Source organism: Paenibacillus sp. USDA918EY (genome assembly GCF_009870825.1).
GTDB lineage: Bacteria > Bacillota > Bacilli > Paenibacillales > Paenibacillaceae > Paenibacillus_AQ > Paenibacillus_AQ albilobatus.
On the sequence record NZ_WTWY01000001.1, the window covers coordinates 419,107 to 445,855 of the forward strand.

The 26,749-nt window shown below is 51.5% G+C and carries 28 protein-coding genes; 15 read left to right on the forward strand and 13 right to left on the reverse strand.

Going from position 1 to position 26,749, the window contains the following annotated elements:
• Window positions 1–2: 2 nt before the first annotated feature.
• Genes GQY55_RS02070 through GQY55_RS31875 form a run of 3 tightly spaced genes read left to right on the forward strand, consistent with a single transcriptional unit; the run spans window position 3 to window position 3,234 of the window.
• Complete coding sequence (locus GQY55_RS02070; RefSeq protein WP_160037657.1) at window positions 3–1,202, forward strand: response regulator transcription factor; 1,200 nt, start codon at window positions 3–5, stop codon at window positions 1,200–1,202.
• The gene (locus tag GQY55_RS02075) at window positions 1,199–3,097 is read left to right on the forward strand and encodes a substrate-binding domain-containing protein (RefSeq protein ID WP_160037659.1); all 1,899 of its coding nucleotides are present in this window, start codon (window positions 1,199–1,201) and stop codon (window positions 3,095–3,097) included. The genes GQY55_RS02070 and GQY55_RS02075 overlap by 4 nt, the downstream gene beginning before the upstream one ends.
• 29 nt (window positions 3,098–3,126) lie before the next feature.
• On the forward strand, window positions 3,127–3,234 hold the full coding sequence (locus GQY55_RS31875; RefSeq protein WP_160037661.1) for a hypothetical protein: 108 nt from the start codon (window positions 3,127–3,129) through the stop codon (window positions 3,232–3,234).
• A 180-nt stretch (window positions 3,235–3,414) separates the two neighbouring features.
• Here GQY55_RS31875 and GQY55_RS02085 read toward each other — a convergent pair whose 3' ends face one another.
• Together GQY55_RS02085 and GQY55_RS02090 are read right to left on the reverse strand one after the other, a co-directional pair.
• The gene (locus tag GQY55_RS02085; RefSeq protein WP_160037663.1) at window positions 3,415–4,077 is read right to left on the reverse strand and encodes a nitroreductase family protein; all 663 of its coding nucleotides are present in this window, start codon (window positions 4,075–4,077) and stop codon (window positions 3,415–3,417) included.
• A gap of 171 nt (window positions 4,078–4,248) precedes the next feature.
• The gene (locus GQY55_RS02090; RefSeq protein ID WP_160037664.1) at window positions 4,249–4,653 is read right to left on the reverse strand and encodes an RrF2 family transcriptional regulator; all 405 of its coding nucleotides are present in this window, start codon (window positions 4,651–4,653) and stop codon (window positions 4,249–4,251) included.
• Between the two features lie 237 nt (window positions 4,654–4,890).
• Between GQY55_RS02090 and GQY55_RS02095 the strand changes: the two genes are divergently transcribed.
• The gene (locus tag GQY55_RS02095; RefSeq protein WP_160037666.1) at window positions 4,891–5,811 is read left to right on the forward strand and encodes a DMT family transporter; all 921 of its coding nucleotides are present in this window, start codon (window positions 4,891–4,893) and stop codon (window positions 5,809–5,811) included.
• A gap of 58 nt (window positions 5,812–5,869) precedes the next feature.
• Here the strand turns inward: GQY55_RS02095 and GQY55_RS02100 are convergent, their stop codons facing one another.
• From GQY55_RS02100 to GQY55_RS02130, 7 genes are all read right to left on the reverse strand, one after another.
• Window positions 5,870–6,958: a sensor histidine kinase gene (locus GQY55_RS02100; RefSeq protein WP_236575348.1), complete on the reverse strand. Its 1,089-nt coding sequence runs from the start codon at window positions 6,956–6,958 to the stop codon at window positions 5,870–5,872.
• Window positions 6,951–7,649, reverse strand: coding sequence for a response regulator transcription factor (locus tag GQY55_RS02105; protein ID WP_160037668.1), 699 nt, complete (start codon window positions 7,647–7,649; stop codon window positions 6,951–6,953). Before GQY55_RS02105 ends, GQY55_RS02100 begins: the two co-directional genes overlap by 8 nt.
• Window positions 7,646–8,263: a DedA family protein gene (locus GQY55_RS02110; RefSeq protein ID WP_160037670.1), complete on the reverse strand. Its 618-nt coding sequence runs from the start codon at window positions 8,261–8,263 to the stop codon at window positions 7,646–7,648. The genes GQY55_RS02105 and GQY55_RS02110 overlap by 4 nt, the downstream gene beginning before the upstream one ends.
• A complete protein-coding gene (locus GQY55_RS02115; protein WP_160037672.1) occupies window positions 8,253–8,888 on the reverse strand; it encodes a phosphatase PAP2 family protein in 636 nt (211 codons plus the stop codon). The genes GQY55_RS02110 and GQY55_RS02115 overlap by 11 nt, the downstream gene beginning before the upstream one ends.
• Window positions 8,881–9,456: a class I SAM-dependent methyltransferase gene (locus GQY55_RS02120; RefSeq protein WP_160038484.1), complete on the reverse strand. Its 576-nt coding sequence runs from the start codon at window positions 9,454–9,456 to the stop codon at window positions 8,881–8,883. The genes GQY55_RS02115 and GQY55_RS02120 overlap by 8 nt, the downstream gene beginning before the upstream one ends.
• A gap of 144 nt (window positions 9,457–9,600) precedes the next feature.
• A complete protein-coding gene (locus tag GQY55_RS02125) occupies window positions 9,601–10,806 on the reverse strand; it encodes an MFS transporter (RefSeq protein ID WP_160037674.1) in 1,206 nt (401 codons plus the stop codon).
• Between the two features lie 24 nt (window positions 10,807–10,830).
• Complete coding sequence (locus GQY55_RS02130; protein WP_160037676.1) at window positions 10,831–11,412, reverse strand: TetR/AcrR family transcriptional regulator; 582 nt, start codon at window positions 11,410–11,412, stop codon at window positions 10,831–10,833.
• Between the two features lie 267 nt (window positions 11,413–11,679).
• Here GQY55_RS02130 and GQY55_RS02135 point away from each other — a divergent pair, with 267 nt between their 5' ends.
• Genes GQY55_RS02135 through GQY55_RS02150 form a run of 4 tightly spaced genes read left to right on the forward strand, consistent with a single transcriptional unit; the run spans window position 11,680 to window position 15,493 of the window.
• Entirely contained in the window at window positions 11,680–12,336 is a 657-nt protein-coding gene (locus tag GQY55_RS02135) for a metal ABC transporter ATP-binding protein (RefSeq protein WP_160037678.1), read from the forward strand.
• The gene (locus GQY55_RS02140; RefSeq protein WP_160037680.1) at window positions 12,323–13,213 is read left to right on the forward strand and encodes a metal ABC transporter permease; all 891 of its coding nucleotides are present in this window, start codon (window positions 12,323–12,325) and stop codon (window positions 13,211–13,213) included. Before GQY55_RS02135 ends, GQY55_RS02140 begins: the two co-directional genes overlap by 14 nt.
• Before the next feature lie 5 nt (window positions 13,214–13,218).
• The gene (locus tag GQY55_RS02145; protein ID WP_160037682.1) at window positions 13,219–14,280 is read left to right on the forward strand and encodes a metal ABC transporter substrate-binding protein; all 1,062 of its coding nucleotides are present in this window, start codon (window positions 13,219–13,221) and stop codon (window positions 14,278–14,280) included.
• 22 nt (window positions 14,281–14,302) lie between these two features.
• Window positions 14,303–15,493 (forward strand): GTP-binding protein, encoded by a 1,191-nt coding sequence (locus tag GQY55_RS02150; protein WP_160037684.1) that lies wholly within the window; start codon window positions 14,303–14,305, stop codon window positions 15,491–15,493.
• Between the two features lie 251 nt (window positions 15,494–15,744).
• Here the strand turns inward: GQY55_RS02150 and GQY55_RS02155 are convergent, their stop codons facing one another.
• Both GQY55_RS02155 and GQY55_RS02160 read right to left on the reverse strand, forming a co-directional pair.
• Complete coding sequence (locus GQY55_RS02155; protein WP_160037686.1) at window positions 15,745–16,434, reverse strand: hypothetical protein; 690 nt, start codon at window positions 16,432–16,434, stop codon at window positions 15,745–15,747.
• A gap of 66 nt (window positions 16,435–16,500) precedes the next feature.
• Window positions 16,501–17,028: a hypothetical protein gene (locus tag GQY55_RS02160; protein WP_160037688.1), complete on the reverse strand. Its 528-nt coding sequence runs from the start codon at window positions 17,026–17,028 to the stop codon at window positions 16,501–16,503.
• A 558-nt stretch (window positions 17,029–17,586) separates the two neighbouring features.
• Between GQY55_RS02160 and GQY55_RS02165 the strand changes: the two genes are divergently transcribed.
• Window positions 17,587–18,723, forward strand: a complete 1,137-nt coding sequence (locus GQY55_RS02165; protein WP_160037690.1) for a zinc-dependent alcohol dehydrogenase — start codon at window positions 17,587–17,589, stop codon at window positions 18,721–18,723.
• Window positions 18,724–18,920: 197 nt separating this feature from the next.
• Here GQY55_RS02165 and GQY55_RS02170 read toward each other — a convergent pair whose 3' ends face one another.
• On the reverse strand, window positions 18,921–19,694 hold the full coding sequence (locus tag GQY55_RS02170; protein WP_160037692.1) for a class I SAM-dependent methyltransferase: 774 nt from the start codon (window positions 19,692–19,694) through the stop codon (window positions 18,921–18,923).
• 174 nt (window positions 19,695–19,868) lie between these two features.
• Here GQY55_RS02170 and GQY55_RS02175 point away from each other — a divergent pair, with 174 nt between their 5' ends.
• Genes GQY55_RS02175 through GQY55_RS02195 form a run of 5 tightly spaced genes read left to right on the forward strand, consistent with a single transcriptional unit; the run spans window position 19,869 to window position 24,402 of the window.
• Complete coding sequence (locus GQY55_RS02175) at window positions 19,869–20,597, forward strand: ABC transporter ATP-binding protein (protein WP_160037694.1); 729 nt, start codon at window positions 19,869–19,871, stop codon at window positions 20,595–20,597.
• Window positions 20,594–21,436: an ABC transporter permease gene (locus GQY55_RS02180; RefSeq protein WP_160037696.1), complete on the forward strand. Its 843-nt coding sequence runs from the start codon at window positions 20,594–20,596 to the stop codon at window positions 21,434–21,436. Before GQY55_RS02175 ends, GQY55_RS02180 begins: the two co-directional genes overlap by 4 nt.
• 14 nt (window positions 21,437–21,450) lie before the next feature.
• Window positions 21,451–22,221 (forward strand): ABC transporter permease, encoded by a 771-nt coding sequence (locus GQY55_RS02185; RefSeq protein ID WP_160037698.1) that lies wholly within the window; start codon window positions 21,451–21,453, stop codon window positions 22,219–22,221.
• Between the two features lie 25 nt (window positions 22,222–22,246).
• A complete protein-coding gene (locus tag GQY55_RS02190; RefSeq protein WP_160037700.1) occupies window positions 22,247–22,942 on the forward strand; it encodes a response regulator transcription factor in 696 nt (231 codons plus the stop codon).
• Window positions 22,921–24,402, forward strand: coding sequence for a HAMP domain-containing sensor histidine kinase (locus GQY55_RS02195; protein WP_160037702.1), 1,482 nt, complete (start codon window positions 22,921–22,923; stop codon window positions 24,400–24,402). Before GQY55_RS02190 ends, GQY55_RS02195 begins: the two co-directional genes overlap by 22 nt.
• 220 nt (window positions 24,403–24,622) lie before the next feature.
• Here GQY55_RS02195 and GQY55_RS02200 read toward each other — a convergent pair whose 3' ends face one another.
• Window positions 24,623–24,805 (reverse strand): hypothetical protein, encoded by a 183-nt coding sequence (locus GQY55_RS02200; RefSeq protein WP_160037704.1) that lies wholly within the window; start codon window positions 24,803–24,805, stop codon window positions 24,623–24,625.
• A 126-nt stretch (window positions 24,806–24,931) separates the two neighbouring features.
• On the opposite strand from GQY55_RS02200, the gene GQY55_RS02205 reads away from it, so the two are divergent.
• Window positions 24,932–26,698, forward strand: a complete 1,767-nt coding sequence (locus tag GQY55_RS02205) for an ABC transporter substrate-binding protein (RefSeq protein ID WP_160037706.1) — start codon at window positions 24,932–24,934, stop codon at window positions 26,696–26,698.
• The last annotated feature ends 51 nt before the right edge of the window (window positions 26,699–26,749 follow it).

A 26,749-nucleotide genomic window follows, 5' to 3' on the forward strand; every position in this document is an offset into this window, starting at 1 on the left:
TCGTGTGGAAGCTGATAATCGCCGATGATGAACCGAAAATTCGCAGAGGTTTAAAGAAAGTTCTGCCTTGGGAGGACCTGAACATCCAGGTCGTCGGAGAAGCCGAGGACGGCCGGCAAGCACTCGATTTGATCCATCAGCTGAAACCGGATATTTTGTTTGTCGATATCAATATGCCCTTTTTGAACGGACTGGATTTGTTGGAGAAAATGAAGCAGACGCTGGAGCGCTGCGTAGTGATCGTGATTACCGGCCATGACGAGTTTGCTTACGCCCAGCAAGCTTTAAAGCTGAAAGTTTTCGACTATATTTTAAAGCCGGTCGTAAGGAACCAGCTGGAATCGGTAGCGATCAAGGCGGTTGAAACCTTAGAGAAAACAAGGCAATATGAGGAGCGTCACAAATGGGTGGATCATCAGCTGAAATCCAATTCCATCCTGATACGCGATAAGTTTCTGGTGAAATGGATCGATCATTTGATGGATGAAGATGAGGTGCGCAAGAACCTTGATTTTTTCGGGCTGCAGATCGGACCAAACATCGGCATCGTGCTGTTGAAGGTGATGAGCCATCTGGATACCGGCGGCACGCACCGCGCTTGGGACCGGGAACTGCTGGAATTCGCCGCAAGAAACGTGGCTGAAGACGTTGTCCGGTATGAATCCGCAATAGTCTTCAACGATACGAAAGGCCACATCATCGTACTCGTTACGATGGCTGAAGCAGCGGATTGGCCGGCGCTGGGGGAAAAAATTCAACAACGGCTTGAAACGATCCTCGAAAAGGTGGTTTTGCTGGATCAATGTACTGTAGACGAAATTGCCGGAGTACCCGCGGCATACCGGAAACTGGCAGACGAGCTGACGACAAAGGGAAGTTTATCTCCGGTCGTTGTGCTGGCAAAAAAGTTCATTGACCGCAATTATCATCAGCCGGACCTTTCCTTAAGCGAAGTGGCGGACGGGGTGCAGGTGAGTCCCGCGTATTTAAGCAAACAGTTGAAGCGGGAGCTGGGGTTGTCCTTTATCGATTATTTGACCAAAGTCCGGATTCAAAAGGCCATTCAGTTCATGAACGATCCTGCGGCAAAAGTATACGAGATCGCCGAAATGGTCGGTTACAGCAGTCAGCATTATTTCAGCAACACCTTTAAAAAAGTGACCGGCACCACTCCGTTGATCTACCGGAAAGGCCAAAGATGATGAGACGTTCTTTGTGGAGCTGCGGCATATTGATGACGGCCGCCTTGCTGTGTATTTTCATTTGGCATTGCATACAGGTTAACGGCAGGGAAGCCGGCAACGACGTTCGATATTTAATCGGCGTTTCCCAACCGAATCTGTCCGAGCCTTGGCGGGTGGTTATGAACGATGAAATCCGCAAGGAGGTGGAGCAGCGGGGCGATGTTCGCGTGATCTTTACGGATGCGGCCCAGAGCAGCAGCCAACAGGCGGAAGATGTGAAGAATCTGCTCGAGTACGGTATCGATCTGCTCATCGTTTCGCTTGACGATCCGGTGGCGTTGACGCCGACGATTAGCGATGTATACCGCAAAATTCCCGTCATTGTCATGGGACGGGGCGTAACCGGTTACGATTATACGCTTTATATCGGAACGGATAACGAGATGATCGGTAAAAAAGCGGGCGAATTCGCCCTTGAAACATTAGGTCCGGCCGGCGGGAAAATCATCGAGGTGCAGGGGCTGAAAGGATCGCCAAGCGTTGAAGAGCGCAGCAAAGGCTTTCGCGAAGCTCTGACGGAAAGTCCGAACATTGAAATCACCGCAACATTTAATGCGGATTGGCAGCGCGACATGGCCGAGGACCTGTTGACAGGGTGGTTCGCTGCACATCGCGGGGTCGATATGGTGTTTGCGCATAATGAAGCGATGGCGCTCGGCGCTTATCGCGCCGCACATCATGCAGGCCTGGACCATTTGGATATCATCGGGATTGACGGGGTCAATTCGGAAAACGGCAGCTTCAAGCTAATCTCGGAAAACCGGTTGACGGGTACATTCACAAGCCCTACCGGCGGTAAAGAAGCGGTCCATTATGGCATTGACATTTTGAACAAAGAGAAAGGCATTCCGAAGAAAGTCATTTTACGGAGTCAAAAAATTACCGCCCGGACGGACATGTCGGTAAAAAGATCGGACCCGGCTAAAGATCGAAGCGACCCGGAAAAGCGTGAAACGACGAAACAGGATGAAGGGAAGTCTATCGTGCTTGGCTTTGCCCAGGTCGGTACCGAAAGCAGCTGGAGGCTGGCGAACACGAAATCGGTGATTGCCGCAGCCAAGGAGGCGGGGATCGATCTTCTTTACGATAATGCGGAGCAATCGCAAGAGAGGCAGATTGAGATTATTCGGCGGTTCATTAAACAAAAAGTAGATGTCATCGCTTTTTCGCCGAAGACGGAGACGGGCTGGGAGGAAGTGCTGCAGGAAGCGAAGGAGGCCGGTATTCCGGTCATATTGTCCGACAGGGAAGTGAACGTAAGCGACGATACGCTTTGGACGGCATATATCGGTTCGGACATGATGGATGAGGGACGAAGAGCGGCGCATTGGCTGGCCGGCGAACTGACGGGGCAGAAGCGATATCGCATCGTTGAGCTGGAGGGCACGGAGAAGTCTGCACCCGCGGTCGGCCGAAAAAAAGGGTTCGAGGAGGTCATCCGTCAGCACGGCAATTTCGAAATTCTGGGGTCGTACAGCGGAGATTACACCTACGAGGACGGCAAGAAGATGATGGAGACCGCATTGCGGCAACACGGCAAGCTGATTGATGTCGTGTACGCTCACAATGACGACATGGCGCTCGGAGCCATACAAGCGATCGAAGAATACGGGCTTCATCCGGGGAAGGACATGGTCATCATTTCAATCGATGCGACACGCCCGGCGTTCCAAGCGATGGTTACGGGCAAATTGAATATGGCCGTCGAATGCAACCCGCTGCTCGGCCCCCAGCTTATGAAAGCAGTCCGGGATCTAATGGACGGCAAGGAACTGCCGATGAAGATCATCACTTCTGAAGGTGTGTTTACTCAGGAAACGGCCAAGCGGGAGCTGCAAAATCGGGAATTTTAAGCCTGATCGGCCAGGCGATTGCCTACAGCTTGAACCAAAGGGAGAAGCTCGCGACCTTCCTGAGGGATGGACGGCTGAAAATCAACAACCGCAGTGAGGGTTCGATCAAACCCTTGTTATCGAACGTGAAAAACTGATGATTCGCCAACACGCGAAAGAGGAGCTGCGGCCAGCGCAGCTCTCTACAGCGTGATCGAACGCTCCCGTCTAACCGTTAGGCGGGGGCTTTTTGACGTTCGCTCCAATTGCCCGTTGGGTCTAATCATTGGAGTAAAGTTCATATCCTTGGGTGTCTTTTATATTGCTAAATGGTTATATCATGCCTTAGGCATTTCGTTGAAAAAAGCGACATCCTCAATCGGCAATCTTGTCGTCGGGTGCCCGGGCTTCGCCGCCTTACCGATGGCGATAAGCATAATAGGAGCATATCTCTCCGGAATATTGAACGCTTTTACAAATTTAGCATGGTCAAAGCCGCCCATCGGAACCGTATCATAGCCTTTGGCGCGGGCGACAAGCATAAGCTGCATGGATACCAATCCACCGTCAATAGATACTTTTTGGCGAACAGTCTCTAAAGGCATGCTCGCAAACAACCCTTGATAGCGTCCCACGAACGATTTAGCCGTCTCTTGAGGCATATAACCCGCATCGACCGCCATTCCGTAAATTTTTTCGGCCAATGTATAACCCTTCAAATCTCCGAGTACCGCGATGACGGCCGAAGCCTCGATCACTTGCTGCTGATCGTTGGCGATCGGAAACAGTTTTTGCTTCAGCTCCTGCGAGTCGATGACGAGAAACCGCCACGGCTGGAGATTGGCGCCTGAAGGGGCCAGCGTAGCTTGCTGCAAAATTTCGTTCATTTCCTCCCGCGAAATCTTGGCTTCGGGATCATAGTAGCGGACGGACCGCCGATCCTGAATAACTCTGAAAAATTGCTGCTGCTCCACCGTTTGGGACAATTGTGTAACGGACATGTTTCTTCCTCCTTATTATTACTGTGCTTAATACAAGCACAGTATATTTTAAAATAATTACTGTGCTTGCAATAAGCACAGTATGTTTTAAAATAAAATGCAGTCGAACCATCAACTGCAACCTATCCGAGTACAGTATATAACGTTCCGACGCACAATGCAATCCCGTAATTATTCTTGCATCAAATCGGCTAACGTATGCTGCTTGAGCAGTTCGACAGTCTGCTTTTGCACTTCTGCCATAATCGCTTCGAGCTTTTGCTTGCCCGAGGCGCATTTCTCTTGAACCTCTGGTTCGCAGCAATCCGATTGTACAGCCAAAAAGATATCCGCCAGCGTAATTTGATCCGGACGGCGTTTCAGATAGTAGCCCCCGTTTCGTCCTTCTCTCGCTTCGACAATACCGGTGTGCATGAGCTGGGCCAATACCCTGCGGAGGAACGTGGCATGCGATTGGACATCGCAGGCAATTGCCGCGCTGGAAAGCGTTCCTTCGCATTTGGCAAGCAAGATCAGGGCATGCACGGCGATGCCGAAACGCGGCGGCCCGATCTGGACGCTCCGGGTAGATATCATAAAAATCCCTCCTGTTTACAGTGTTGCGTCATAAAAAGTGAAAAAAGCAATCTCTTCGACCCTCGCAAAGCAGGGAGATTGCATCTTTTGGATTGCATTGAGCTGTCGCGTACACCCAGTTAATGAGTTTTATTATACCCGTTATGTTGATTCGTTTCAAAACAATCAGGATAGCCGCTCTCGGCGGACCGTGATACAATGAATTGTTGTTATCATCGTCACCGGAAAGGAAATACCATGAAAAAAAACGCACCGATCCCAACCGCAATCCCTTTAATCATCGGCATTATCGCCGTTTCGTTTTCATCGATTTTCGTCAAATGGTCTTCGGCCCCCGCGTCGATCCAGGGCATGTACCGGCTGCTCATAACGGCCCTGCTGATGCTCCCGTTTATCCGTCCGCATCTGGCGGAGCTCAAGTCATTAACCCGAAAAAAGATCCTGATGTTGTTTGCTTCGGGATTTTTTCTGGCGCTGCATTTTTTGCTGTGGATGGGATCGCTGAAGCTTACGACCGTATCCAGCTCGACGATTATTTTGGCGCTGGAGCCGGTTTTTATCGTCATCGGCGCATTTTTCATCTATAAAGAACGTACGTCGCGTGTGGCCATGGCCGGCATGGGCGTGGCGATCATAGGGGCGGTCCTGATCGGCTGGGGGGATATCGGCGTATCCCGGGCCAATCTGATCGGCGATTTGCTGTCGGTTTTCGGCACGCTTGCGGTGTCCGTGCATATGCTGATCGGCCAGAAAGTGGTGCAGCAGGTGTCCTCGTATGTGTACAGTTTTACCGTATTCCTGTCGGCAACAGCCGTATTTGCGGTATATAACGCCGTGTGCGGCATTTCCTTTACAGCCTATCCCGGCAAAGACTGGGCGATGTTTGCGCTGCTGGCGGTCGTGCCGACCGTCTTCGGGCATCTGCTGTTCAACTGGCTGCTGCAGTATGTTTCGGCCACGACGATTTCCATGAGCATTTTGGGGGAGCCGGTCGGGTCGAGCCTGCTTGCGTTCATTCTGCTCGGCGAACAAATGACATGGTTCCAGATCGTCGGGGGCATGCTGGCCATTTTCGGCTTGATCGTCTTTTTGAACGCGGACCGTTTCAAATGGAAACCGAAGGGAAAACAGGCGGCCGAACCGTTAAAATCGGCATAGGGTATTGACCGGCTGTGATTGTGATCAACTTAAGCCTAAAGCCTGCAAGCGGGCACTTTTACTCGGACCATCGGGGAAGCTCGATGAAAAAAGTGAAGTGCCCGTTTTCGTGTTTAAGGCCGATGCGCCCGCCGTGCAGTTCGGCGATGTTTTTGGCGATGGACAGCCCGAGGCCGGCGCCGGGGGAGGCGCGATATTCGCTGCGCGACGGGTCCGCCTTGTAAAACCGCTCGAACAGCAGTTTTTCCTGTTCTTTTGCGATCGGCTTGCCGAAGTTTTCGACGGCGAAATAAATCTGCCCGTAGTTATCCAAAAGCCGCACCGTGATTTTGCCGGGTTTAAACGAAAACTTCAGCGCGTTCATTAACAGGTTGTCGATGGCGCGGACCATTTTTTCCGTATCGATGGACGCGTACATCGGCCCCGGGTCCCGGATCAAACGCACGGAAAGCGCATTTTCCTGCGCGATGGGTTCGAATTCGTTTATGATCTGTTCAAGCAAACCGCCCAAATCGATTTTTTTTAGCGACAGGTTCGCCGTACCGCTCGTTAACCGCGTGTATTCGAACAAGTCGTCGATCAGCTGCTTCAGCTGCTGCGATTTGTTGTACGCGTTGTCGACATAGCGTTTATGCTCCTCCAAATCCAAATTCGCGTAATCGTCATGCTTTAAAAGATTCAAATAACCGATGAGGCTGGTCAGCGGGGTGCGCAAATCATGGGAAACGCCCGTGATCAGCTCCATTTTCGATTGTTCGATCCGGCGTTCGAGGTTGATTTTTTCCTGCAGCTGCTCCGCCATGAAATTGATGCTTTTGGCGACCTCTCCCAGCTCATCTTCGCCGGAATCCGGCAGCCGGTAATCGAGATTTCCGCTTGCGATCGTCATGAGGCCGTCGGCCAGCCTCCGCAAATACCGCACGATCGGCCTTGTCAGCATAAAAAAGAAAAACAAAAACGTGACTACCAAAAACGCAAAACTCCCGACCGGCCCGAGCGATATCAAATTGACCGATAGATAGGCAAGGATATACGACAAAGCAACCATCAGTAAAAAGCTGAACAATGCCGCCCAAAACATCCGGACCCGGATATTCTTTTTCCCGGTCAGAAAGGATGCCAGGAAAGAAAAAAACTCTTTACTCAACTTTATATCCCACTCCCCAGACCGTTTTAATGTACCGGGGTTCCCGCGGATTGTCCTCGATTTTTTCGCGGATATTCCGGATATGGACCATGATCGTGTTATCGGTTAAAAATTTTTCCTCTTTCCATACGCTTTGATATATTTTTTCTACGTTAAACACATGGCCGCGGTGGGTGGCCATCAGCTCGAGGATCGAAAATTCGATGGGGGTCAGCGATACTTCCTTGCCGCGAACCGTCACGATATGCCGGCTTTTATCGATAATCAGGTCACCAATCTCAATGACGCTTTCGCCTGTCTGGGATTGGCCGAGGCCATCGCCCGCCAGCTTGATTCGGCGCAGCTGCGCCTTCACCCGGGCCATCAGCTCGAGCGGGTTGAACGGCTTTGCGACGTAATCGTCGGCACCCGTCGTAAGCCCCGTAATTTTATCGATATCCTCGCCTTTGGCGGAAAGCATGATGATCGGGATGTTCATCGTTTCGCGGATTTTGAAGCATGCCTTGATCCCGTCCAGGTTGGGCATCATCACGTCCAAAATAATCAAATCCACGCCTTCGCGCTTTAGCAGCTCCAAAGCTTCGAGGCCGTCTTCGGCTTCGAAAACGCGAAGGCCTTCGTTTCGCAAAAAGATATGCACGACGTCGCGAATTTCCGGGTCGTCATCGACGACCAGCACGGTATGTGTCAAGACGAACGCTCTCCTTTCGATTTGTGCTGTTTGAACATATAACGAATGGCTAAAACGGCGGCACCCGCGGCAAACGGGATCCAGACCAGTCTCAGACCATAGCGGTAAGCAAGCTCCCCGATCGTCTGCGCATGGTCCCCGACCAGGCGTCCGATCGTGAAAAAAATCGCCGTCCATACGAGCCCCGTCGTAAACGAGAACAAGGCGTATTGCCTGAACTTCATATGATGAAGCCCGACGACGTAGGGCATGACATGGCGCACGACCGGAAAAAAATAGCTTATGCATAATGCAAACCTGCCATACTTTCGGACAAGCCTGTCTGAAACATCGATATATTTTTGCATGTTTTTCTTCCGTCGCAGCCGGTCGAGCACTGCGTTTCCGAAAAAGCGGCCGAGCGCGTAACCTAACGACAACCCGGAGACGACCCCCAAATACGTTAGCGCAAAGGCGGGCAGCACGTGAAGAAAACCGTTTGCCGTCACGGCGCCTCCGGTCATCACAACGACTTCGTCGGGAACCGGCATGCCGACGATGCCGAGCCACAAAGCGAAAAACAGCGCGGCATAACCGAAATGCTGGATAAACGACAGCAGTGTATCAGCATTCATGGGCCGCACGCTCCTTCCCGCTTTCTCTGAACAATCTCCGCCCGATCAAGAAAAAAAGCACTTCCGACAGGAGGATGCCTCCTAAAACGTCCATGATTACGTGCTGCTTAACGAACAGGGTGGAGACGATGATCGACCAGGAGATCAGCCCTGCCGCCGTCGTCGCCCGTCTGCTTAGTTTGCATTGAAAGGCTGCCTTCAGGACGATATGGCTGGTCAGGACATGGATGCTCGGAAAGCAATTATACGGCGCGTCCGTCGCATACACGAAGCCGACAAGCGAGTTTAAAATGCCTCCTTCGCCGAGGTCCGGCCGCGGCAGCGTCGTTTGGAACAAATAAAAGATGCCATAACAAACCGCGAGGCCGATGCAGGTCAACGTCAAGGAGCGGTAATACACCTGCCGGTCCTTCTTGAAAAAGACGACGAACATGTAGAAGACGTAAGGGTACCAGATCAGGTACGGAATGATAAACACGGGCATGAAAGGTATCAGCCGGTCCCATTCGGTGACCAACCTTGCGGTATCGGCACCGCCGTGATTCAGCAAACCGTAAAACACGTTCAGGACGGGAATGGCCAGCAGCCAGCAGAGCGGCAAATAGGCGGCGAATTTTCTATTCATACGTATCATATCGCTTGCGGCAAACGTACACAAATGCCGGAGGGATGTTTAAAGGGACATAATGAACGTGTTCGATCTCGAACAGACGGGACAGCTGTTTTTTCATCTGCTGCGAATATTGGAAGGCGATAAACAAGCCGCCGGGCTTCAGCGAGGCGACGATTTCGTCCATCAGACGGTCGCGCAGTCCTTGCGGGAAATTGAAAAAAGGCAGCCCGCTCAAAATGCAGTCCAATTGGTCGACGCCCTCGGCCCGCAGCGTTTCCCGAAGGTTGCACGCATCGGCGTAACAGGCGTACCCGGGGTAATCGTTTGTTAAACGGTCGCGCAGAAGCGTATCTTTTTCGAATAATATCACATCGGCACGGTTTGCGTTGTATTCGGCGATATATTTGGTAATTGCGCCTGTGCCTGCGCCGAGCTCGGCGACGTGCCGGACCTCCCGCCAATCGATCGCCTCAAGCATTTTTTTTGCCAAAAAAGCCGAGCTTGGCGTAATGCTGCCGACTTGTTTCGGCGCCTGCGAAAATTTATACAGGAACAGCATTTTTTCCTGGATGGTTTTCATCATACGATTTCTCTCCCTTGCTTTTACATATCCCCATGCTAAAAAAAATTTCTTGGGAACAAGCAAAGGAAAATCTGAATTATTTCTGAAGATCAGCCCGAAAAAAAATACGCCGTACCGGAAGAACCGGCATCGGCGTACAGATTAAGCGTTTGGTTCGTTTTCTCCCCATTGTTTCTCTTTCCACATGACGGTAATGACCAGGCCGATGACCATGACGACGGCGGCAAACAGGTAGGGGTAGTGGATGTTTACGTCAAACAAAATGCCCCCGACGGCCGGTCCGGCGATATTGCCCAGGCTCGTATACGTCGAGTTCATGCCTGCGACGAATCCCTGTTCTTTCCCGGCGGCTTTGGACAAAAACGTCGTCAAGGCCGGGCGCAGCAGGTCGAAGGCGAGGAAAATGAAGCTCGTGACCACCAAAACCGTCAAAAATCCGGAGATGAAGGTCGAGACCACCGCCAAAACGGCGCCAACGATCAAACACCATTGGATGAGTCTTTTTTCGCCGAGAACGTCCACCATTTTTCCAAACATAAATACCTGCACCACGACTCCGAAGATGGAGCTGATCGTAATGATGGCCGCGATGTCTTTCGGCGTGAAGCCGAATTTATGATCGGAAAACAGGCTGAATACCGTTTCGTAAGCCGAAAGGCCGAACGCAAGCACAAATACGATAATAAACGCGATAAAGTAGAGCGGATGAAGCGATTTTTTCAAATCGCCCATAAAGCTGGTTTGCTTGGAGTTCGATGCCATTTCGGCAAGCTCTGCTTTGGTCAGCGGTTCTTTCAAAATAAAGATCGAGATAACGCACGCTAAAAAGGCGATGACCGCCGCAAAAAAGAAAGGCACGCGAATGCCGTACGCGGCGATAAATCCGCCGATGCCCGGGCCGATGATAAAGCCGGTGCTAATGGCTGCGGAAATGTAACCCATCGCCTTCGGCCGTTCCTCGACGGTCGTAATGTCCGCCACGTATGCGGTCGCGCTTGGCATGATGAAGGCGGCGCTGAATCCGCCCAGAACCCTCGCGAGATACAGCACCCAGACGTTTGTGCCCAGCCCGAAAATCAATTCGGATACTCCGAATAGGAACAGCCCTATGACGATGATTTTTTTTCGGCCGTAGCGGTCGACCCAGCGCCCTGCAAGCGGGGACATCACAAGCTGGGACACGGCGAAGACGGCGACAAGGGCACCCATCGTTTTTCCCGATAAATGCATCATGTCCATAAAAGACGGCATAACGGGGATGATCAGGCCAACCCCCAGAAACGCAATGAAAACATTGCTCAGCAGAATGAGCAGGACCGCTTTTTGCTCTTTGATTGGTTTTTTCATCATTCAACACTCTTTCCGTAAAAATCAAGGATGCGAAATGCCTCTCCAAAATACGCTCCAGCAGGCTTGCAATTTATCTTCCAGCCGCCCTTCGTCGTTATCGTAGACCAGGCTGATCAACATGGAATCGACGATTCCGAGGAAGGCAAGCGTGGGCGTTTTGGCCGTTTCTCCGTAAATGGTCTTTGCTTCGATCCAATCCTCGAATTTTTTTTCTAGTTTTTCCTGAATTTCAGTTTCAATGTCGACGACTTCCTTTTCGATGGCTTTCGTAAGATGCGCGGGCGGGAAGAAGGACATGCGCAGCCAAAACTTCAGCTGCTCGTTTTTTTGGAACATATCGATGACAAGCCGTAAAAATCCGTACAAATCCCGTTCCGGATGGTACGCGTCGATTCGCTCCATATATTCCAGCTTCGACGTCAGCTCCGCTTCTTTTGCATCCCGCAGCACGTGCAGAAAAAGATCGTCCTTTCCTTTAAAGTGGGCGTAAAGGGACTGCTTTTTCATGCCGACCTCTTCGGCGATTTGGGAAAGGGAGGCTCCTTCAAAGCCATGAATCGTAAAATACTTCAAAGCCGCTTCTTTGATTTCATCGACTTTCACATCATAGCACCTCCGACTAACGAACGATCGTCAGTTATCTTAACAGATAATGCCATGAGAAGCAAGGGTGTAATTTTTTTAATAGTAATTATTACGAATAACTTGCCAGGGCGAAAAATGTGTGTTTTAATGTTAAACGTAATAATTACGAATAAGTGCAATGAGCCGGTTCGTCCGTACAAACATGTGCGTAAGCAGCAAAGATATTTTTTTTGCCTGTTTTTAAATCGTAATTGTTACTATTAAATTCAAATAAGGAGGATACATATGATCCTTTGCTCATTACGCGATATCGTGTTTGGATACGAACATGAACCTGTGATCCGGAATGTATCCTTGGATATTCATGCCGGAGAATTCATTGCCGTCAGCGGTCCGAACGGGGCGGCCAAAACCACGCTGTTAAAGTTGATGCTCGGGCTGTTGAAGCCATGGAGCGGCACGGTGCAATTTTCGGCCGAACTTGGCCAAAGCCGGGTGGCGTACGTTCCGCAGCAGGCCGCGTCCTTTAATGCCGGTTTTCCCAGCAAGGTCATCGAACTGGTCCGATCGGGGAGTTTTCCGGAGCTGGGATTGTTCCGCCGTTTCCGGAAGGAGCAGCATGAACGCGTCGAAGAGACGCTGAAAGCGGCGGGCCTGTGGGAGCTGAGAAACCGGAAAATCGGAGAATTGTCCGGAGGGCAGAAGCAAAAGGCCTGTATTGCCAGAGCGATCGTTCAGCAGCCGGATCTGCTCGTTTTGGATGAGCCCGTAACCGGAATGGATGCCGCGAGCCGGATTCGTTTTTACGAGTGGATGCGGGGGTTGTCCAGCGGAGAAGGCATGACCGTCATCATGGTAACTCACGGCTTGGACGAAGCCCAAAATTACTTGGATCGCGTGATTTATCTGGAAGGGAAGGAAGAAAGCGATGTTTCAATATGAATTTATGCAACGCGCGTTTTTGGCGGCAGGATTCATTTCGCTCATCGCGCCGGTGCTAGGCGTGTATCTCGTGCTCAGAAGGCAGTCCCTCATGTCCGATACGCTTTCGCATGTTTCGATGGCGGGGGTTGCGCTTGGCACCGTCCTTCATCTGAGCCCGGTATTATGCGGATTTCTGTTTGCCGTGTTGGGCGGCATCGTCATCGAGCAGCTGCGGCGGACGTACCGCTCCTACAGCGAATTGCCCGTGGCGATCATCATGACCTCGGGGCTTGCGCTCGCGATGGTGCTGATGAGCCTGAAGACCAGCCTGAACAAAAGCATAACCTCATATCTGTTCGGTTCCATCGTGGCGGTAAGCCGGACGCAGCTGATCATCATCGCGGCCGTGACGCTGGCCGGACTCCTGTTTTTTGTTTTGCTGCGCAGACCGCTTTACAGCCTAACGTTCGAGGAAGATACGGCTGCAGTCAGCGGGGTTCGGGTCAAGCTGCTTTCATTCGCTTTCGCGGTCGTCACGGGCATGATCGTCGCGGCGGCGATGCCGATTGTCGGCGTGCTGCTCGTGTCATCCATGATCGTTTTGCCCTCGGCGTTTGCCCTCCGTTTTGCAGGAGGTTTCACGTCGGCTGCGATTCTTGCGGTCGCCACCGGCATGATCGGCGTGTTCAGCGGCTTGTCCGTTTCGTATTACACGGATACCCCGCCCGGGGGAACCATCGCGCTGATTCTGGTTGCCATCCTGTTGGTCGGCATCGCGGTCAAGCGCATCGTCAAGCTGGGGGTCAAACGGCGTTTCGCCAAAACGGGAATCGGCGCACAGCAGCAAACCCGCCATGCGAATCAAACCCACCAAACGTTACGGAAGGAGCTTTAAAAATAATGAAGAAACAATGGATTCCGATTGTATCCGCATGTACGATCGCGGCGTTGGCCTTTCTAATTTCCGGCTGCGGCCAAAAGGAGGAGGTTTCGACGCCGGCCGGAGCGGAACCGGCAACGCAAACTCAAAAGCTGAAAATCGAAGCGAGCTTTTATCCGATGTACGAATTCGCCAGCCGGGTTGCCGGCGATCTGGCGGACGTTCATCTGCTGATCCCGGCGGATACGGAGCCCCACGATTGGGAACCGACTCCGAAGGACATCGAAAACATCGAGAAGGCGGATGTGCTTGTCTATAACGGCGCCGGGCTGGAAGGCTGGGTCGATCAAATTTTGGGCAGCTCGGACAATAAAAACCTCAGCGTCATCGAAGCAAGCAAGGGACTGGAATTGATCGAAGGCAAGGAAGAACACGGGCATGGAGATGACGCGCATTCGGAGCATGCGGACGGCAAAGATCAGGTTACGACGGAAGATCATGCTGCGGAAGCCGATCATTCCCATGAGCACGTTCATGATCACAATCACGACCACGGAGGAATGGATCCGCATGTATGGCTTTCGCCGCAGCTGGCCGTCAAGGAAGTCCGGAATATCGAAGCTGCCTTGATCGCAAAAGCTCCGGAACATCAAGAGCAATTCACGAAAAACGCGGACGCCTACGTCGCCAAGCTGGAACAGCTGGATGCGGATTACAAGAAGGAGCTGCAAAACGCAAAACGGAAAGATTTCATTACCCAGCACGCCGCTTTCGGATATTTGGCCAAGACTTACGGTCTAACGCAGGTGCCGATTGCCGGGCTGTCGCCTGAGCAGGAACCGTCGGCCTCCGGGATGGCGGAAGTCGTGAAATTCGCAAAGGAGCATCAGGTCAAAACGATTTTCTTCGAGACGCTTGTTTCTTCCCAGGTCGCCGATACGATCGCCAAGGAGCTTGGCGCCCAAACGGCCGTTTTGAACCCGCTCGAAGGTTTGACCGCGGACGAGCAAGCGCAGCACATGGACTATATTTCCGTCATGCGCGCGAATTTGGAGGCGCTGAAAAAAGCGCTGAACGAATAGGAGACGAAAGGGGAAACGCCAAATGACTCGAAACATCGTGCCGGTTACCGTATTAAGCGGGTATCTCGGTTCAGGCAAAACGACGGTGCTGAACCATGTCCTGAACAACCGTGAAGGATTGAAAGTAGCCGTCATCGTAAACGACATGAGCGAAATCAACGTGGACGCAGCGCTCGTGCAATCCGGATCCAGCTTGTCCCGCACGGAAGAGAAGCTGGTCGAGATGACAAACGGCTGCATCTGCTGCACCTTGCGCGACGATTTGCTGCAGGAAGTGAAAAAGCTGGCGGAGGAAGGGCGGTTCGATTATATTTTGATCGAATCGACGGGCATTTCCGAACCGATTCCCGTTGCCCAAACCTTCAGCTATGCGGACGAAACCTCCGGCATCAACCTGGCCGAGCATGCCCGCCTGGACTGCTTGGTAACGGTGGTGGACGCGTACCGATTCTGGAAGGATTTTGCGTCAGGCGAGTCCCTGCTTGACCGGGCGGAGGCTTCGGGTGAAACCGACGACCGGGATGTCGTCGACCTGCTGATCGACCAAATCGAAACCTGCGACGTGCTGCTGCTGAACAAATGCGATTTGGTGGGCGAAGAGGAGCTCGGCCGGCTGGAAGGATTGCTCCGCAAGCTGCAGCCTTCGGCCAAACTGATCCGGACCGTAAACGGCCGGGTAAGCCCGTCCGAAATTATGAATACAGGATTGTTCGATTTCGAAAAAGCGAGCATGTCCGCCGGATGGATCCAGGAGCTTGAAAAGGATCATCATACCCCGGAAACGGAGGAATACGGCATCGGCTCGTTCGTTTACCGCAAACGCGCCCCGTTCCACCCGGAACGGCTGGCGGCTATGATGGCGGACTGGCCTGCCGAGGTGGTCCGGGCCAAAGGACTGGTCTGGCTGGCGGTCAAGGACGATGTCGCCGCATCCTTTAGCCAGGCGGGACCGTCGATCCAGTTCGGCCCTGCGGGGTATTGGCTGGCGGCGATGCCTGAAGCCGAGCAGCGCGACATTTTGGCGGCCGAGCCGGACCTCAAAAGCAAATGGGATCCGACCTGGGGCGACCGAATGAACGAAATCGTTCTGATCGGGATCGACCTGGATCGCGAAGCAATTGAACGGCAGCTGGATGCCTGCCTGCTCACGCCGGAGGAAATGAGCTTCGACTGGTCGCGGTTCCGCAATCCGCTGCCATGGGCGGCCATTTAAGCCATGCTGAAACCATATGCGTTTTTGAGCTTTGTGTGTATTTGGGATTACGGCAGGTCCGACTGCTTTCCCTCGTGACATTTCAGAACATCAAACAGCCCGTTCTTTCTGAACGGGCTGTTTGGATTAAGGAATTGTCACACCCTATTTATTGAGGGGAGAATCCTCGTATCCTTCATCGTTATAATTCGTGTGCCGCATTTTGCCCAAAAAGTTCATGCCTTTGATCGTGCGTCTCGTCTTATCATCCCCTATTCAATAAATATTTCTATTGCTCTAACATGCATATTAAATTTATTGACTGTAAGGTAGAGCCTTTTAGCATATCTAGAAAAATATTCCAAAGCGGGTGATTCAAGCAAATTTTCATTAAACAGCCAATTTTGTGGAGCTAGAATAATATTTCCGCCGTTGAGTAACATAATATTATCCAAATATTCCCAAATAGAAGTTTCAAGTTCCCTATTTTCTACGTTGTTCATAGCTTGAAAGTTATCAATAATTATTTCAATATCCTCGCAATCAAGTACTTGATTTCTAATATCTAATTCTGAACGTAGATAAAAGTCTTTTACTACCGGACTTAAGATATCATTCTCCGTGACAACTTGTTGAAATGCCATTCTCGATTCATTTTTCATCTCACTTAATCTAATAGATGTTAGCTCATTATTCTCATGTATGCCTTCTATCGAATTAAAATGTGGTGCAACCAGATCAATAATAAAACGATAGATTTCAAGTGAATACAAAGGTACCTCAAAAGAAGTACCGCGCTTTTCCTGTAAGAATGGCGCAACAATCCATTGGAGCAAACTATTTTCTTCTAAGTGATATGGCGCTGAGGTATTTACAGATAATTGATTGATAGCAAAGTCAGCATTATATATTTCGTGTGACAAGTTTTTTCTTTCAATGTGTTCAACTCTCTTATACCACATCAGCATCTCTCCTAATAGGAAACTGCCCAAGTATATAACTGGGCAGTTTCTATTAAATCATTAATATTAGTATACTCTAATAGTACTAGGAGTTACAGCAATAATGTCATAAACTGCATATCGCCCTTCAATTGACCCATATTTTTCTACGGAAAACGTCCCCTTACCCGGTGTGAATTCTATCTGACCTTTCTCAGTTGGTTTATTCCCACCTTTTGGATTAATATAATGATCTTTTTGACCCACGATTTTGCCACTATCATTTTTTACATCAAAAATTAGAACTCCTTGTTGAATTGCTTCACCTGATCTTGTTAATGTTACTGTCCAATTACACAACATTTTGCCGCTGCCGATTGCTTCACAATTTATTGTTCCAAACCCTCCCACACCTGCTGCATGAGTATTTATTTCATCAGTTGTTAAATTTTTCAAGTCGGCAGCGTTATTCTCTATTCCTTCCTCCACTAGAAAAAATCGAGAACTGAAACTTGTTTGCTGGGATTCTTCTGGATTTGCAGAATCAGCAAACGACGCGATAGGTAATGAAAGTAGCATAAATACAATAAAAAGAGAGAATAACAGTTTTTTCATTTTATCAACCATCTATGTTAAATTTTAACAATCTAAATTGTAAATATTTCCATGGGGAAATGATCAACAAGTACTGCCTTATATGAAAATCAATATTACTATTGTTATGATTTTATTAGATAAAACGAAAATAGATCGACATAATACCTAAACTATGTATTTATAGAGTGAATTTTTAAAAGGATTTCCATTCAACCAGTAACTCCAATAGATTCAGCAACAACATGTGTATTAACATAAAGATAATTTTCTGTTTCATCTAAAAAAGGATATTGGATTAGGCTCTGCTCGTTTAATAATCGCTTTCAATATTCCAATTGTCATTCTTATTACAAGATCATTCTTTGAAGTTGTGACTGCTTTAGAGTTTTTTTTGATCCCAAGAACCGACAAGCCAAAAGCTTAAAAAAAATTACTGAACGTTTCCAATTGGCTTATCATAGCTTTGTCATCTAATGCTTTACCATATTCAATATCACTTTTCCCGAACGCGATATCATGTGATGGACTTTCCACAAACAGGGCAGACTAGGGGAAAACAGCCATGGAGGTTGGAGCATGAAGGCCGTAACGTACCAAGGAAGAAAAAAGGTGGAGGTAAAGGAGGTCCGCGATCCCGGACTTGAAAAAAAGGACGACATTCTTGTCCGGGTAACGACGACCGCGATATGCGGCTCGGATCTTCACGTGTACCACGGTTTAATCCCCGGCATGTACGACAACTATGTCATCGGCCATGAGCCGATGGGCATCGTGGAAGAAGTCGGCCCGGACGTGACGCGAGTCAAAAAAGGCGACCGGGTGATCATTCCGTTTAACGTCGCATGCGGACGATGCTACTACTGCCAAAACCAGATGGAAAGCCAATGCGACAACGCCAACGACGCAAAGGATACGGGCGGGTATTTCGGTTATTCGGAGACTTATGGCGGTTATGCCGGCGGACAGGCCGAACTGATGCGGGTTCCATTCGGGAATTTCATTCCGTTCGTCGTGCCGAAGGACGCCGAGCTGGAGGATGAGCAAATTCTTTTCCTGTCCGACATTTTGCCGACGGCCTTTTGGGGCGTCGATCATGCCGGCGTGAAGCCGGGGGACACGGTCATCGTGCTCGGTTGCGGCCCGGTCGGGCTGCTTGCCCAAAGATTCGCCTGGAAAAAAGGGGCGAAACGCGTCATCGCCGTCGACCAGGTCGACTACCGGCTGGAACACGCAAAAAAACATAACAACGTCGAAACGTACAATTTCGGAGCGGTCGACGACTTGGACAAGCAGCTGATCGAACTGACTAAAGGCGGCGCCGACGTCGTCATCGACTGCGTAGGGCTTGATGCGAAGCGCACGCCGATGGAAAAGGTCGAGACAGCCTTGAAGCTTCAGGGCGGTTCGCTGGGGGCGTTCGACATGGCGGCCAACATCGTCCGCAAGTTCGGCACGATTTCGGTCGTCGGCGTATACGGATTAAAATACAACCTGTTCCCGTTTGGCCATTTGTTCGAAAGGAACATTACGGTCAAAATGGGGCAAGCCCCCGTCATCCACTATATGCCGGATCTTTTTGAAATGATCAAATCCGGGGAAGTGGACGCCACCGACATCATTACGCACCGGCTTCCCATGTCGGAAGCGGAGCATGCATACCGCATTTTCGATAACAAAGAAGACAACTGCATTAAAGTGGTGCTGAAACCTTAGCGAGGTTGAGAAGAATAAACGGATTCCCGTGAAAACACGGCGGATCCGTTTTTCTTCTTATATATCCATTCCGGGTTCCATCAAAGTAACTGATACCGGGTCCAAGATCATTACGAAATATAATATGTACATGAGCGAAAACCAAAAGCTTTTGTTTCCATTCGAAGACGGGCTGCCCGAACCCGGGCGGCCCCCGATCAAACCTTAGCGAACCATAACGTCCAAGGATCCTTCTCGACAATCGGGCCGGATCCTTTTATTTTTCCATCAATATACGTTATCAGCTCTTCCAGCTCTGCATCCGAAAGTTCATGCAAAATCGAACGTCCGGTGCGCCGCCGCAAATCCTCGAACAATGCCTCGGGGTCAGGATGGACCGCCCTTGGCTCCCACCATTTCAGCTCGCGAATGTCGCGAAAACCGCTCTCGCGAAGCGCTTCAGTCACTTTTGCGGAATCATGCCTCCGAGACATCTCCGTTTCCATAAGCCTTGGGAATTTTTCGAAAATGTATCCGCGGATATGCGTATCCGATCCGGGCAATACGCTGTCCTCCGGCGTCCGGTCCTGCACGATCAGCGTGCCGCCGGTTTTCAACATTCTTCGGGCTTCGCGAAAACATGCAGGCAAATCGTTCAAGTGATGGATCAGCGCCCGTTCCAGCACGACATCGACATGCTCCGAAGGCAGCGTCGACTCGGTTGCAGTGCCTTGAATCCACTCCACTTCATGCGTTTCTCCTACATTTTGTTTCGCCCCCCGCAGCATTTCCGCCGAAAAATCGACGCCGATGACATGCTCGGCTCCAAGGGCAAGCAACGCTTTCGTATAGATTCCTCCGCCGCAGCCAATATCCGCCGCCCGTTTTCCTTTTAGCTCCACTTGCTTGGAAATCAGCTCAAGCCAAGAGGCATCCGCGACGCGGGTCGTATAAGAAGTTTGGTTTCGTGGATCATGAAAGTCCATTGGCATAAAGAAAAGCCCTCCTTTTGTTTCGTCTAATGAAACTTAGTTTTATTAAATGGGATGATTTACGTGTATTATATAACATTCCAAATGGAATGGCTACATTTTCGAAGAAATTAGCGGACGTTATAAATTCTTTAGAATTGCCCTCTACGATAGATCCCAGGAGGGGAATTGAATATGAGAGTACTGGAAATTGAACATGTAACCAAAAAAGCAGGACGGCGGACGCTTATAAGCGACATGTCCTTTGAAATTATGCAGGGGGATGTTTGCGGTTTCGTCGGCCCGAACGGCGCCGGCAAAACAACGCTCATCCGCATGATTACGGGGCTGGTCAGGCCGGGTGAAGGCACCATCCGCATCGAAGGTTTCGACGTGCAGCGGGACCGGATGAAGGCGCTTGGCCGGGTCGGAGCCATCGTGGAATCGCCGATCTTTTTCCCATATATGTCCGGCAGGGACAACTTGCTGAATCTCGTGAAACTGCATGCAAGCATCCCAAAAGAAAACCGCGCCGCACGCGTCGACGAGGTTCTGGCTACCGTCGGGCTGGACGGGCGCGGACGCGATAAAGTCAAAACCTATTCCCTGGGCATGAAGCAGCGCCTCGGCATTGCCCAAGCGCTGCTTGGAAACCCGAAGCTCATCATCTTGGACGAACCGGCCAACGGGCTGGACCCGATGGGGATTCGCGAGCTGCGCAACCTGATTCTAAAGCTGAACCAGACGTACGGCATCACCTTTTTCGTATCGAGCCATCTGCTTGACGAACTGCAGCGGATCTGCAACCGCTTCGTCATCATCAAGGAAGGACGGCTCGTATGGCAGGGCACGCAGGAAGCGTGGCTGCAGATGGCCGGAACGAGCAGCCTGGAAGACCATTTCGTGGAGATGATGACCACATGAGGGCTTTATTTCACAGCGAATGGGAACGTTTGTGGAAACGTAAAATCGCCTGGCTGTTCCTGATCGCCATTCCGCTGATCATTGTCCTGACGGCTAAATATTACATCGGCCATAACGCGTCCGTTCCGCTTGGAAGTCCCGAGCATACGACGGCGGAAAACTTTCCGGTCATGGCCATGATCGAGCAGCTGATCGTCGTGTTTAACTTCGTGGCGCTTGTGCTTTTGACCGTTTCCTTTACGGAGGAATACCGTTCGGGCCAGCTGCGGCTCGTCATGCTGCGGGCATACGGCAGCTCGCAAATTTTCTGGGCCAAATGGCTGGCGTTTGCGTCCATGATGGCTTTGTTTTTTATCGTTTATTTGGTTGCGGCGGCCATCGCCGGTTACGTTTTTTTCGAATCTTCGCCGCAGCAGGCGTTGTTTTATTACGATCATGCCGTTTCAAGCCAATACATGATCGGTTATACGCTCGGCTATTACGGGATGGCTTATGCCTCGGTCGTCGGAACGGCGGCCGTCTTTATCGCGATCGGCGTCGTCTCCCGTTCGTCGACCGCGGCCATTGGCCTCGGCATGGGATTTTTGCTTTGTTCCCTCGGGTATCCGCTCGTCTATGACATGTTCAACCGCGTCACGGGGTTCGGCTGGCCGGCCATGCTGAAATACGTCTCGCTGACGGAAATCCAATTTAGCGGGATCGCGGTCATGCTATCAGACAGCGCGGCGGTAAGGGGATGGCATGCCGGACTGTGGATGGTGCTTATACTTGCGGGATATATCGCGGTGTTTACGGCAGCCGCCCGTCTCATCTTCACCAAATCGGATCGCTTCATATAAGGAGGAAATGGATCATGATGCAGCTTTTGCAAAGCGACTGGCAGCGGATATGGAAACGGAAAAAAACTTTTGCCAGTCTGTTGATTTTTGTTGCGATCGTGCTGCTCGACTGCCTGTTTTTGGGCGTGCAGTCGTTCGGGGCGTTCGATAACGTATCGTCGGTGCCTTTGACCGCACAAAATTTTTCGCTTTTTTTGCTCAAGGAAGTCTCATTTTTTCTGGTGCTGATTATCGGCCCGATCCTGATGATCGACAGCTTTAACGGCGAATATCACGGAGGGCAGCTGCGTCTGGTGCTGATCCGCCCGATATCGATCCTGCGGCTGTTTGCGGCAAAATGGATCAATCTGGCCGTCATCATGCTGCTGTTTGTGGCCGTAACCTTTGCCGTTGGGGAAGGTTTCGGGCATCTGCTCAAACCAAGCGTCGACTCCGTCGTATACCTGAATCCGGAACAGGCTTACGGCCCTGCCGGCGCATTCATATACAACCTGGAATCCTACGGATTGTTTCTGCTGATTCTGCTCGCGCAATTAAGCGTGACCGCGGCCCTTTGCACCCTGCTTCCGAGCCCGATCATTTGTTATCTCGGCTGGATCGGAGTGGCTGTCGGCGGCCTGTACGTTTCGGACACGCTCGGATTTTTGCTGATGGGAATGAGCACCGTCTTCCAATGGATGGCCGGCCGGTACGTTCATGCCTTTCTTTTGCCGGTATTCGGTTGTATATTTCTAGGTTTTGCCGTTACAATGTTGTGGTGGAATCGAAGAAACTGGGTGAAATAGCCCGGAAGCAGGGAGATTATTTTACATGCAGGACAAAATACTGATCGTCGACGACGAGGCCCAAATCGTGTCGCTGATGGAGCAGGCCATGACGGCGGAGGGATATCGGGTGCTGACCGCCTCAAACGGAACCGAAGCGATGAGTCGGCTCGGCGAGGCGCCGGATCTGATCATTCTTGACGTGATGATGCCGGGCATAAACGGTTTTGAGCTTTGCCAGATGATCCGCGACGAGGTGGATTGCCCGATCCTGTTCGTCAGCGCGAAGCAGACGGAAGCGGACCGGATTCAAGGGTTGTCCATCGGCGGGGACGATTATATTACGAAGCCGTTCAGCCTGCGGGAGCTTAAAGCGAGAGTGGCCGCCCATCTGCGCGGAAGCAGGAGAATGCGGGAAAGCTCCGCGGAACGGTCCCTGCTCCGGTATGGACGGCTGCGCATCGATTTGAAAGGCCGGGAAGTGCATGTCAACGAATCCGTCGTGCCGATGACCGCCAAAGAGTTCGACATCGTCGAGCTGCTGGCGCTGCATCCCGGACAGGTCTTTTCCAAGGAACAAATTTATGACCGGATCTGGGGGCTCGAAGCGAGCGGAGACGCGAGCACCGTGACGGAGCACATCAAAAAGATCCGCGCCAAGCTGGGCGCAAGGGATCCTTTGAACAGCTATATTTCCACGCTTTGGGGGGTCGGCTACAAATGGGAAAGATCGGATTCGTAGAACGTATGCCCATCAAGCGGCAGCTGATTCTCACCTTCGTATGGATCATGGTTTTCAGCGTGGCGTGCACGGTCATTACGCTTGTTTTCGGCGTGGGCTGGATCGTTTCGAACAAATGGATACGTCCTGCGAACAGTTATGAAAACAAAATCCCTTCTCTCGTTGCATACGTCAAATCGCAAGGAGACGCGATCCTCGATCCGATAAGCCGACCGGAGCTGGAAAAACGGATTCCGGGCGACGGAATTCAATACCAGGCGGTCGATCTTTCCGGGAAACCGCTCTATGGAACGATGCAGGAACGCAAGTTTCCGACGAAGCAAGCGTTGATCGAGAACCTGAATACGACCAAATCGGCCGGAACGACGAAATCTTTTGGCGGAATGTTTATCCGGAGCGTGCCCGTCATGTCGGCGACAGGGGATTTAAAAGGGGCTATGCTGTTCCGCTATAAGCTGGAAGCGACCACCGCCGCGTCGGGTTCCAACTGGATCAATCTCGGCATCGTCCTTTATTTCGTCGTCTCGCCGTTTTTATACGTCGCTTTGTTCACGTCTCTGTTTGCTGCGAGGTTCGGAAAACGGATTGCCAGACCCGTACATAATCTCATTGAAGCCTCCAAACGCATCCGCGATCAGGACCTTGATTTTACGATTAGTTATAAGGCGGACAATGAGCTGGGCAAGCTGACCGAATCGTTTGAAAACATGCGCAGCGCCCTCAAGGACGCCTTGCTGAGGGAGTGGAAGCTGGAGCAGGAACGCAGGGACATGATGGACGCGATCGCCCACGATTTCCGCACGCCGATGACGGTCATCCAAGGCAACGTAGAGCTGCTCGCGGATACGCCCGATATGCCCCGGAGCCAAGCCGAAGGCCATCTGAAAGTGATCGAAGACAACATCCGCAAGGTGAACCGCTTGATTCAGGACGTACAGATCGCTTCCGAAAAAGATTTGGAATATTTTCCGCTTCGGGGCGCGCATGTCTCTTTACGGCAATTCGTGCAGGACAAGGAGCGTGAGATCGGTTTCATGTGCAGTTCCCGTCGGGTGCGGTTCAGCTTTGAATACGAGGATCTCGTGCCGAATGCCGAAGAGGCCGTATTTATGGACGTGCAGCGGATCAGTCAAGTGCTGGACAACCTGATCGCCAACAGCTTTCGATATTTGCCGGCAGAAGAAGGCTGGCTTGGCGTTCGGATCGTGAGGATCGCATCCGCGCTGCAATTCGAAATATGCGACAACGGCCCCGGCTTCAACGATAAGGACATCCCTCATGTATTCAAAAAGTTTTACCGGGGGGACAAAGGGCAATCCGGCCTGGGGCTTTATAGCGCCAAAGCCATCGTCGAGAAGCACGGAGGCAGCATTCGCGCATTAAACCGTCAGGAGGGCGGAGCTTGCGTAGCCTTTACGATCCTGACGGCCGCCCCGCCGGCAAATGATGAGGAACATTAAACCGAATTTTGGCGTGGGCGGGATCCGAGGATAGGCGATCCCGGACCTTGATTTGAAGGATCCGGGCGATCCCGGCCTGACGAACGGCGAAAAAATGGCTCCAAAAAAGGGAAACATGAAAAGGGGAAAACAACGAATCAAAAACGGAGGGTATCTCAGACGGGCCAAACGCCGCGCAGGATACCCTTTTTCTATGCCTTAACGCCTCAAGTCGGTATTTTTAGCGCCGCTCCGGCTTATGGAACAATCCCAGCGCAGATCCAAACCATTGGCTAAAGGTTCCTTGGTCCCGATTAGCCGTATAAGCCATTTGTCTTTCCTGCTCTCTTCGGATCTTTACGGGATTTTTGCGGTCGGCCTGATCATATTCGAGAAGCTTTTGATACGTGTAATATTCCAGCATGGTTGATTCCTCCACTTCATTTGATCTGCTTTCATTATGCGCTGTTCAAAAGGGGCAAAAAAGTGTATACTTACCGAAATGATTTTCCCCTTTTATGATGGCATTGCGTTTGGGAGGGTAGGTTCCATGCTGATCAAAGAACAATATTTAATGCTCCACAGCCGGTTTTCGAACGGAAAAGAAAGCGGTGTCCCGATCGAAGTGACGCTTGAGGATTTGTCCGAAGCGTTGTATTGCACCGTGAGGAACGCAAAGCTGATTTTGCGAAAGCTTGTCGACGAGGGGTGGGTCGACTGGCTCCCGGGCCGGGGCCGGGGCAATTATTCGCGTATCACGTTTCAAGAGGAAAAAGAAGATTTTTTGTTGAATCTGGCGATCGAACTCGCCCAAGATGGCGATTACCGGCACGCTTTCGAAAAAATCGGTTCCTATAGTAGCGGAACGCAAGCCAAGGAGAGATTCCTCGATTGGCTGAACGGTCATTTCGGCTATAAAAAAGAAGAAGGCGCCGAAGGCTCCCCTGCGACGGATAATTTGATTTTTCCCGTCTTGTATCCGCCGCGGACGCTCGATCCCGCGACCGCAAGCTTTGCGTTCGATTCGCATCTGCAAAGACAAATTTTCGACAGGCTTCTGACCTACGATGAGCGGCTCTGCCGAATCGTGCCCGGCGTCGCCCACCACTGGAGCCATAACGAGGCGGCGACCGAATGGACGTTTTATTTGCGCAAAGGCATTCGTTTCCATCACGGCCAGGAGATGACATCCGCCGACGTGTTGTTTTCCCTGAACCGCTTGCGCCGCAACACGGAAAACGAATGGCTGCTTCGCGGAGTCGAGCGGATCGATGCGCTGGGGCCGCGCGTTGTGCGGATTCGGCTCCGCAAACCGAACCGCATCTTCGACCGGTTCATGTGCTCGGTCGGGGTGTCGATCCTGCCTGCCGATTTCGCCGGTCAGGAGGAAGAAAACTTCTGGAACTTGCCGCTCGGCTCCGGTCCGTTTCGCGTCGTCTCCTTTTCCAAACATCGCGTCGAGCTCGCCGCGCATTCCCATTATTATCAGGGCCGCCCGTATTTGGACGGCGTCGATATCGTCATCATGCCTGCGGACTGCAACCCGGAATCGGTCGGTTTTACCTCGGTATTACATATGATGGACCGGTATAGACAGGAAGATCGGGGGGGAGCGGTTCCCGACCTTCGACAAGGCTGCACGATGTTGTGCTGGAACGTGAAGCGGGAAGGCCCGCAGCAGTCGGAAGCCTTCCGCAGGGCCGCAAAGATGATATTGCATCCCGGCGAGATGATCGCGGAGCTGGGAGGCCCCCGTATCCTTCCCGCTTTCGGATTCCGCCCGTGTGAGAGCCGGGGCCGCGTCATCGACCCGATCCGGCCCGAACGCGTTAAGGCAGCTTTGAAGGAATCGTGTTATGAAGGAAGGCCGGTCCGGCTCGCGGTTTACGACAAATACAAGGATGACGCGGCATGGATTCGGAAACGTTTGTCGGAGTGGGGGATCCGGGTCGAAATCGAGAACCACAAAAATTGGAAGGAAGCCGACTGCACCCTATCCAGCATCGTGCTGGCCGAAGACGAGGTATGCGAAATCGAGACGTATGAGAACGGGATCAACGGATTGCGGCTGTACCTGGATGAAGAGCGCATGAACTGGATCAAATCGCGGATCGACGACGCCTTGGAGGCGGAGAGCGGAGAAGCGAGACGAATGACGTTCCGGGAAATCGAGGAATATTTGCGCGACGAAGCCTCGGTCATTTTTCTCCATCACCGGCAGCTTGACGCCTTCCTGCATCCGTTCGTGCGCGGGATGAGCCTCAATCCGCTTGGATGGGTGGATTTCAAGGATATTTGGCTGGAAAAACATGATTAGCAATATATAAGGGAGCTCCTGTCGATACGGGAGTTCCCTTATTTTTTCGAG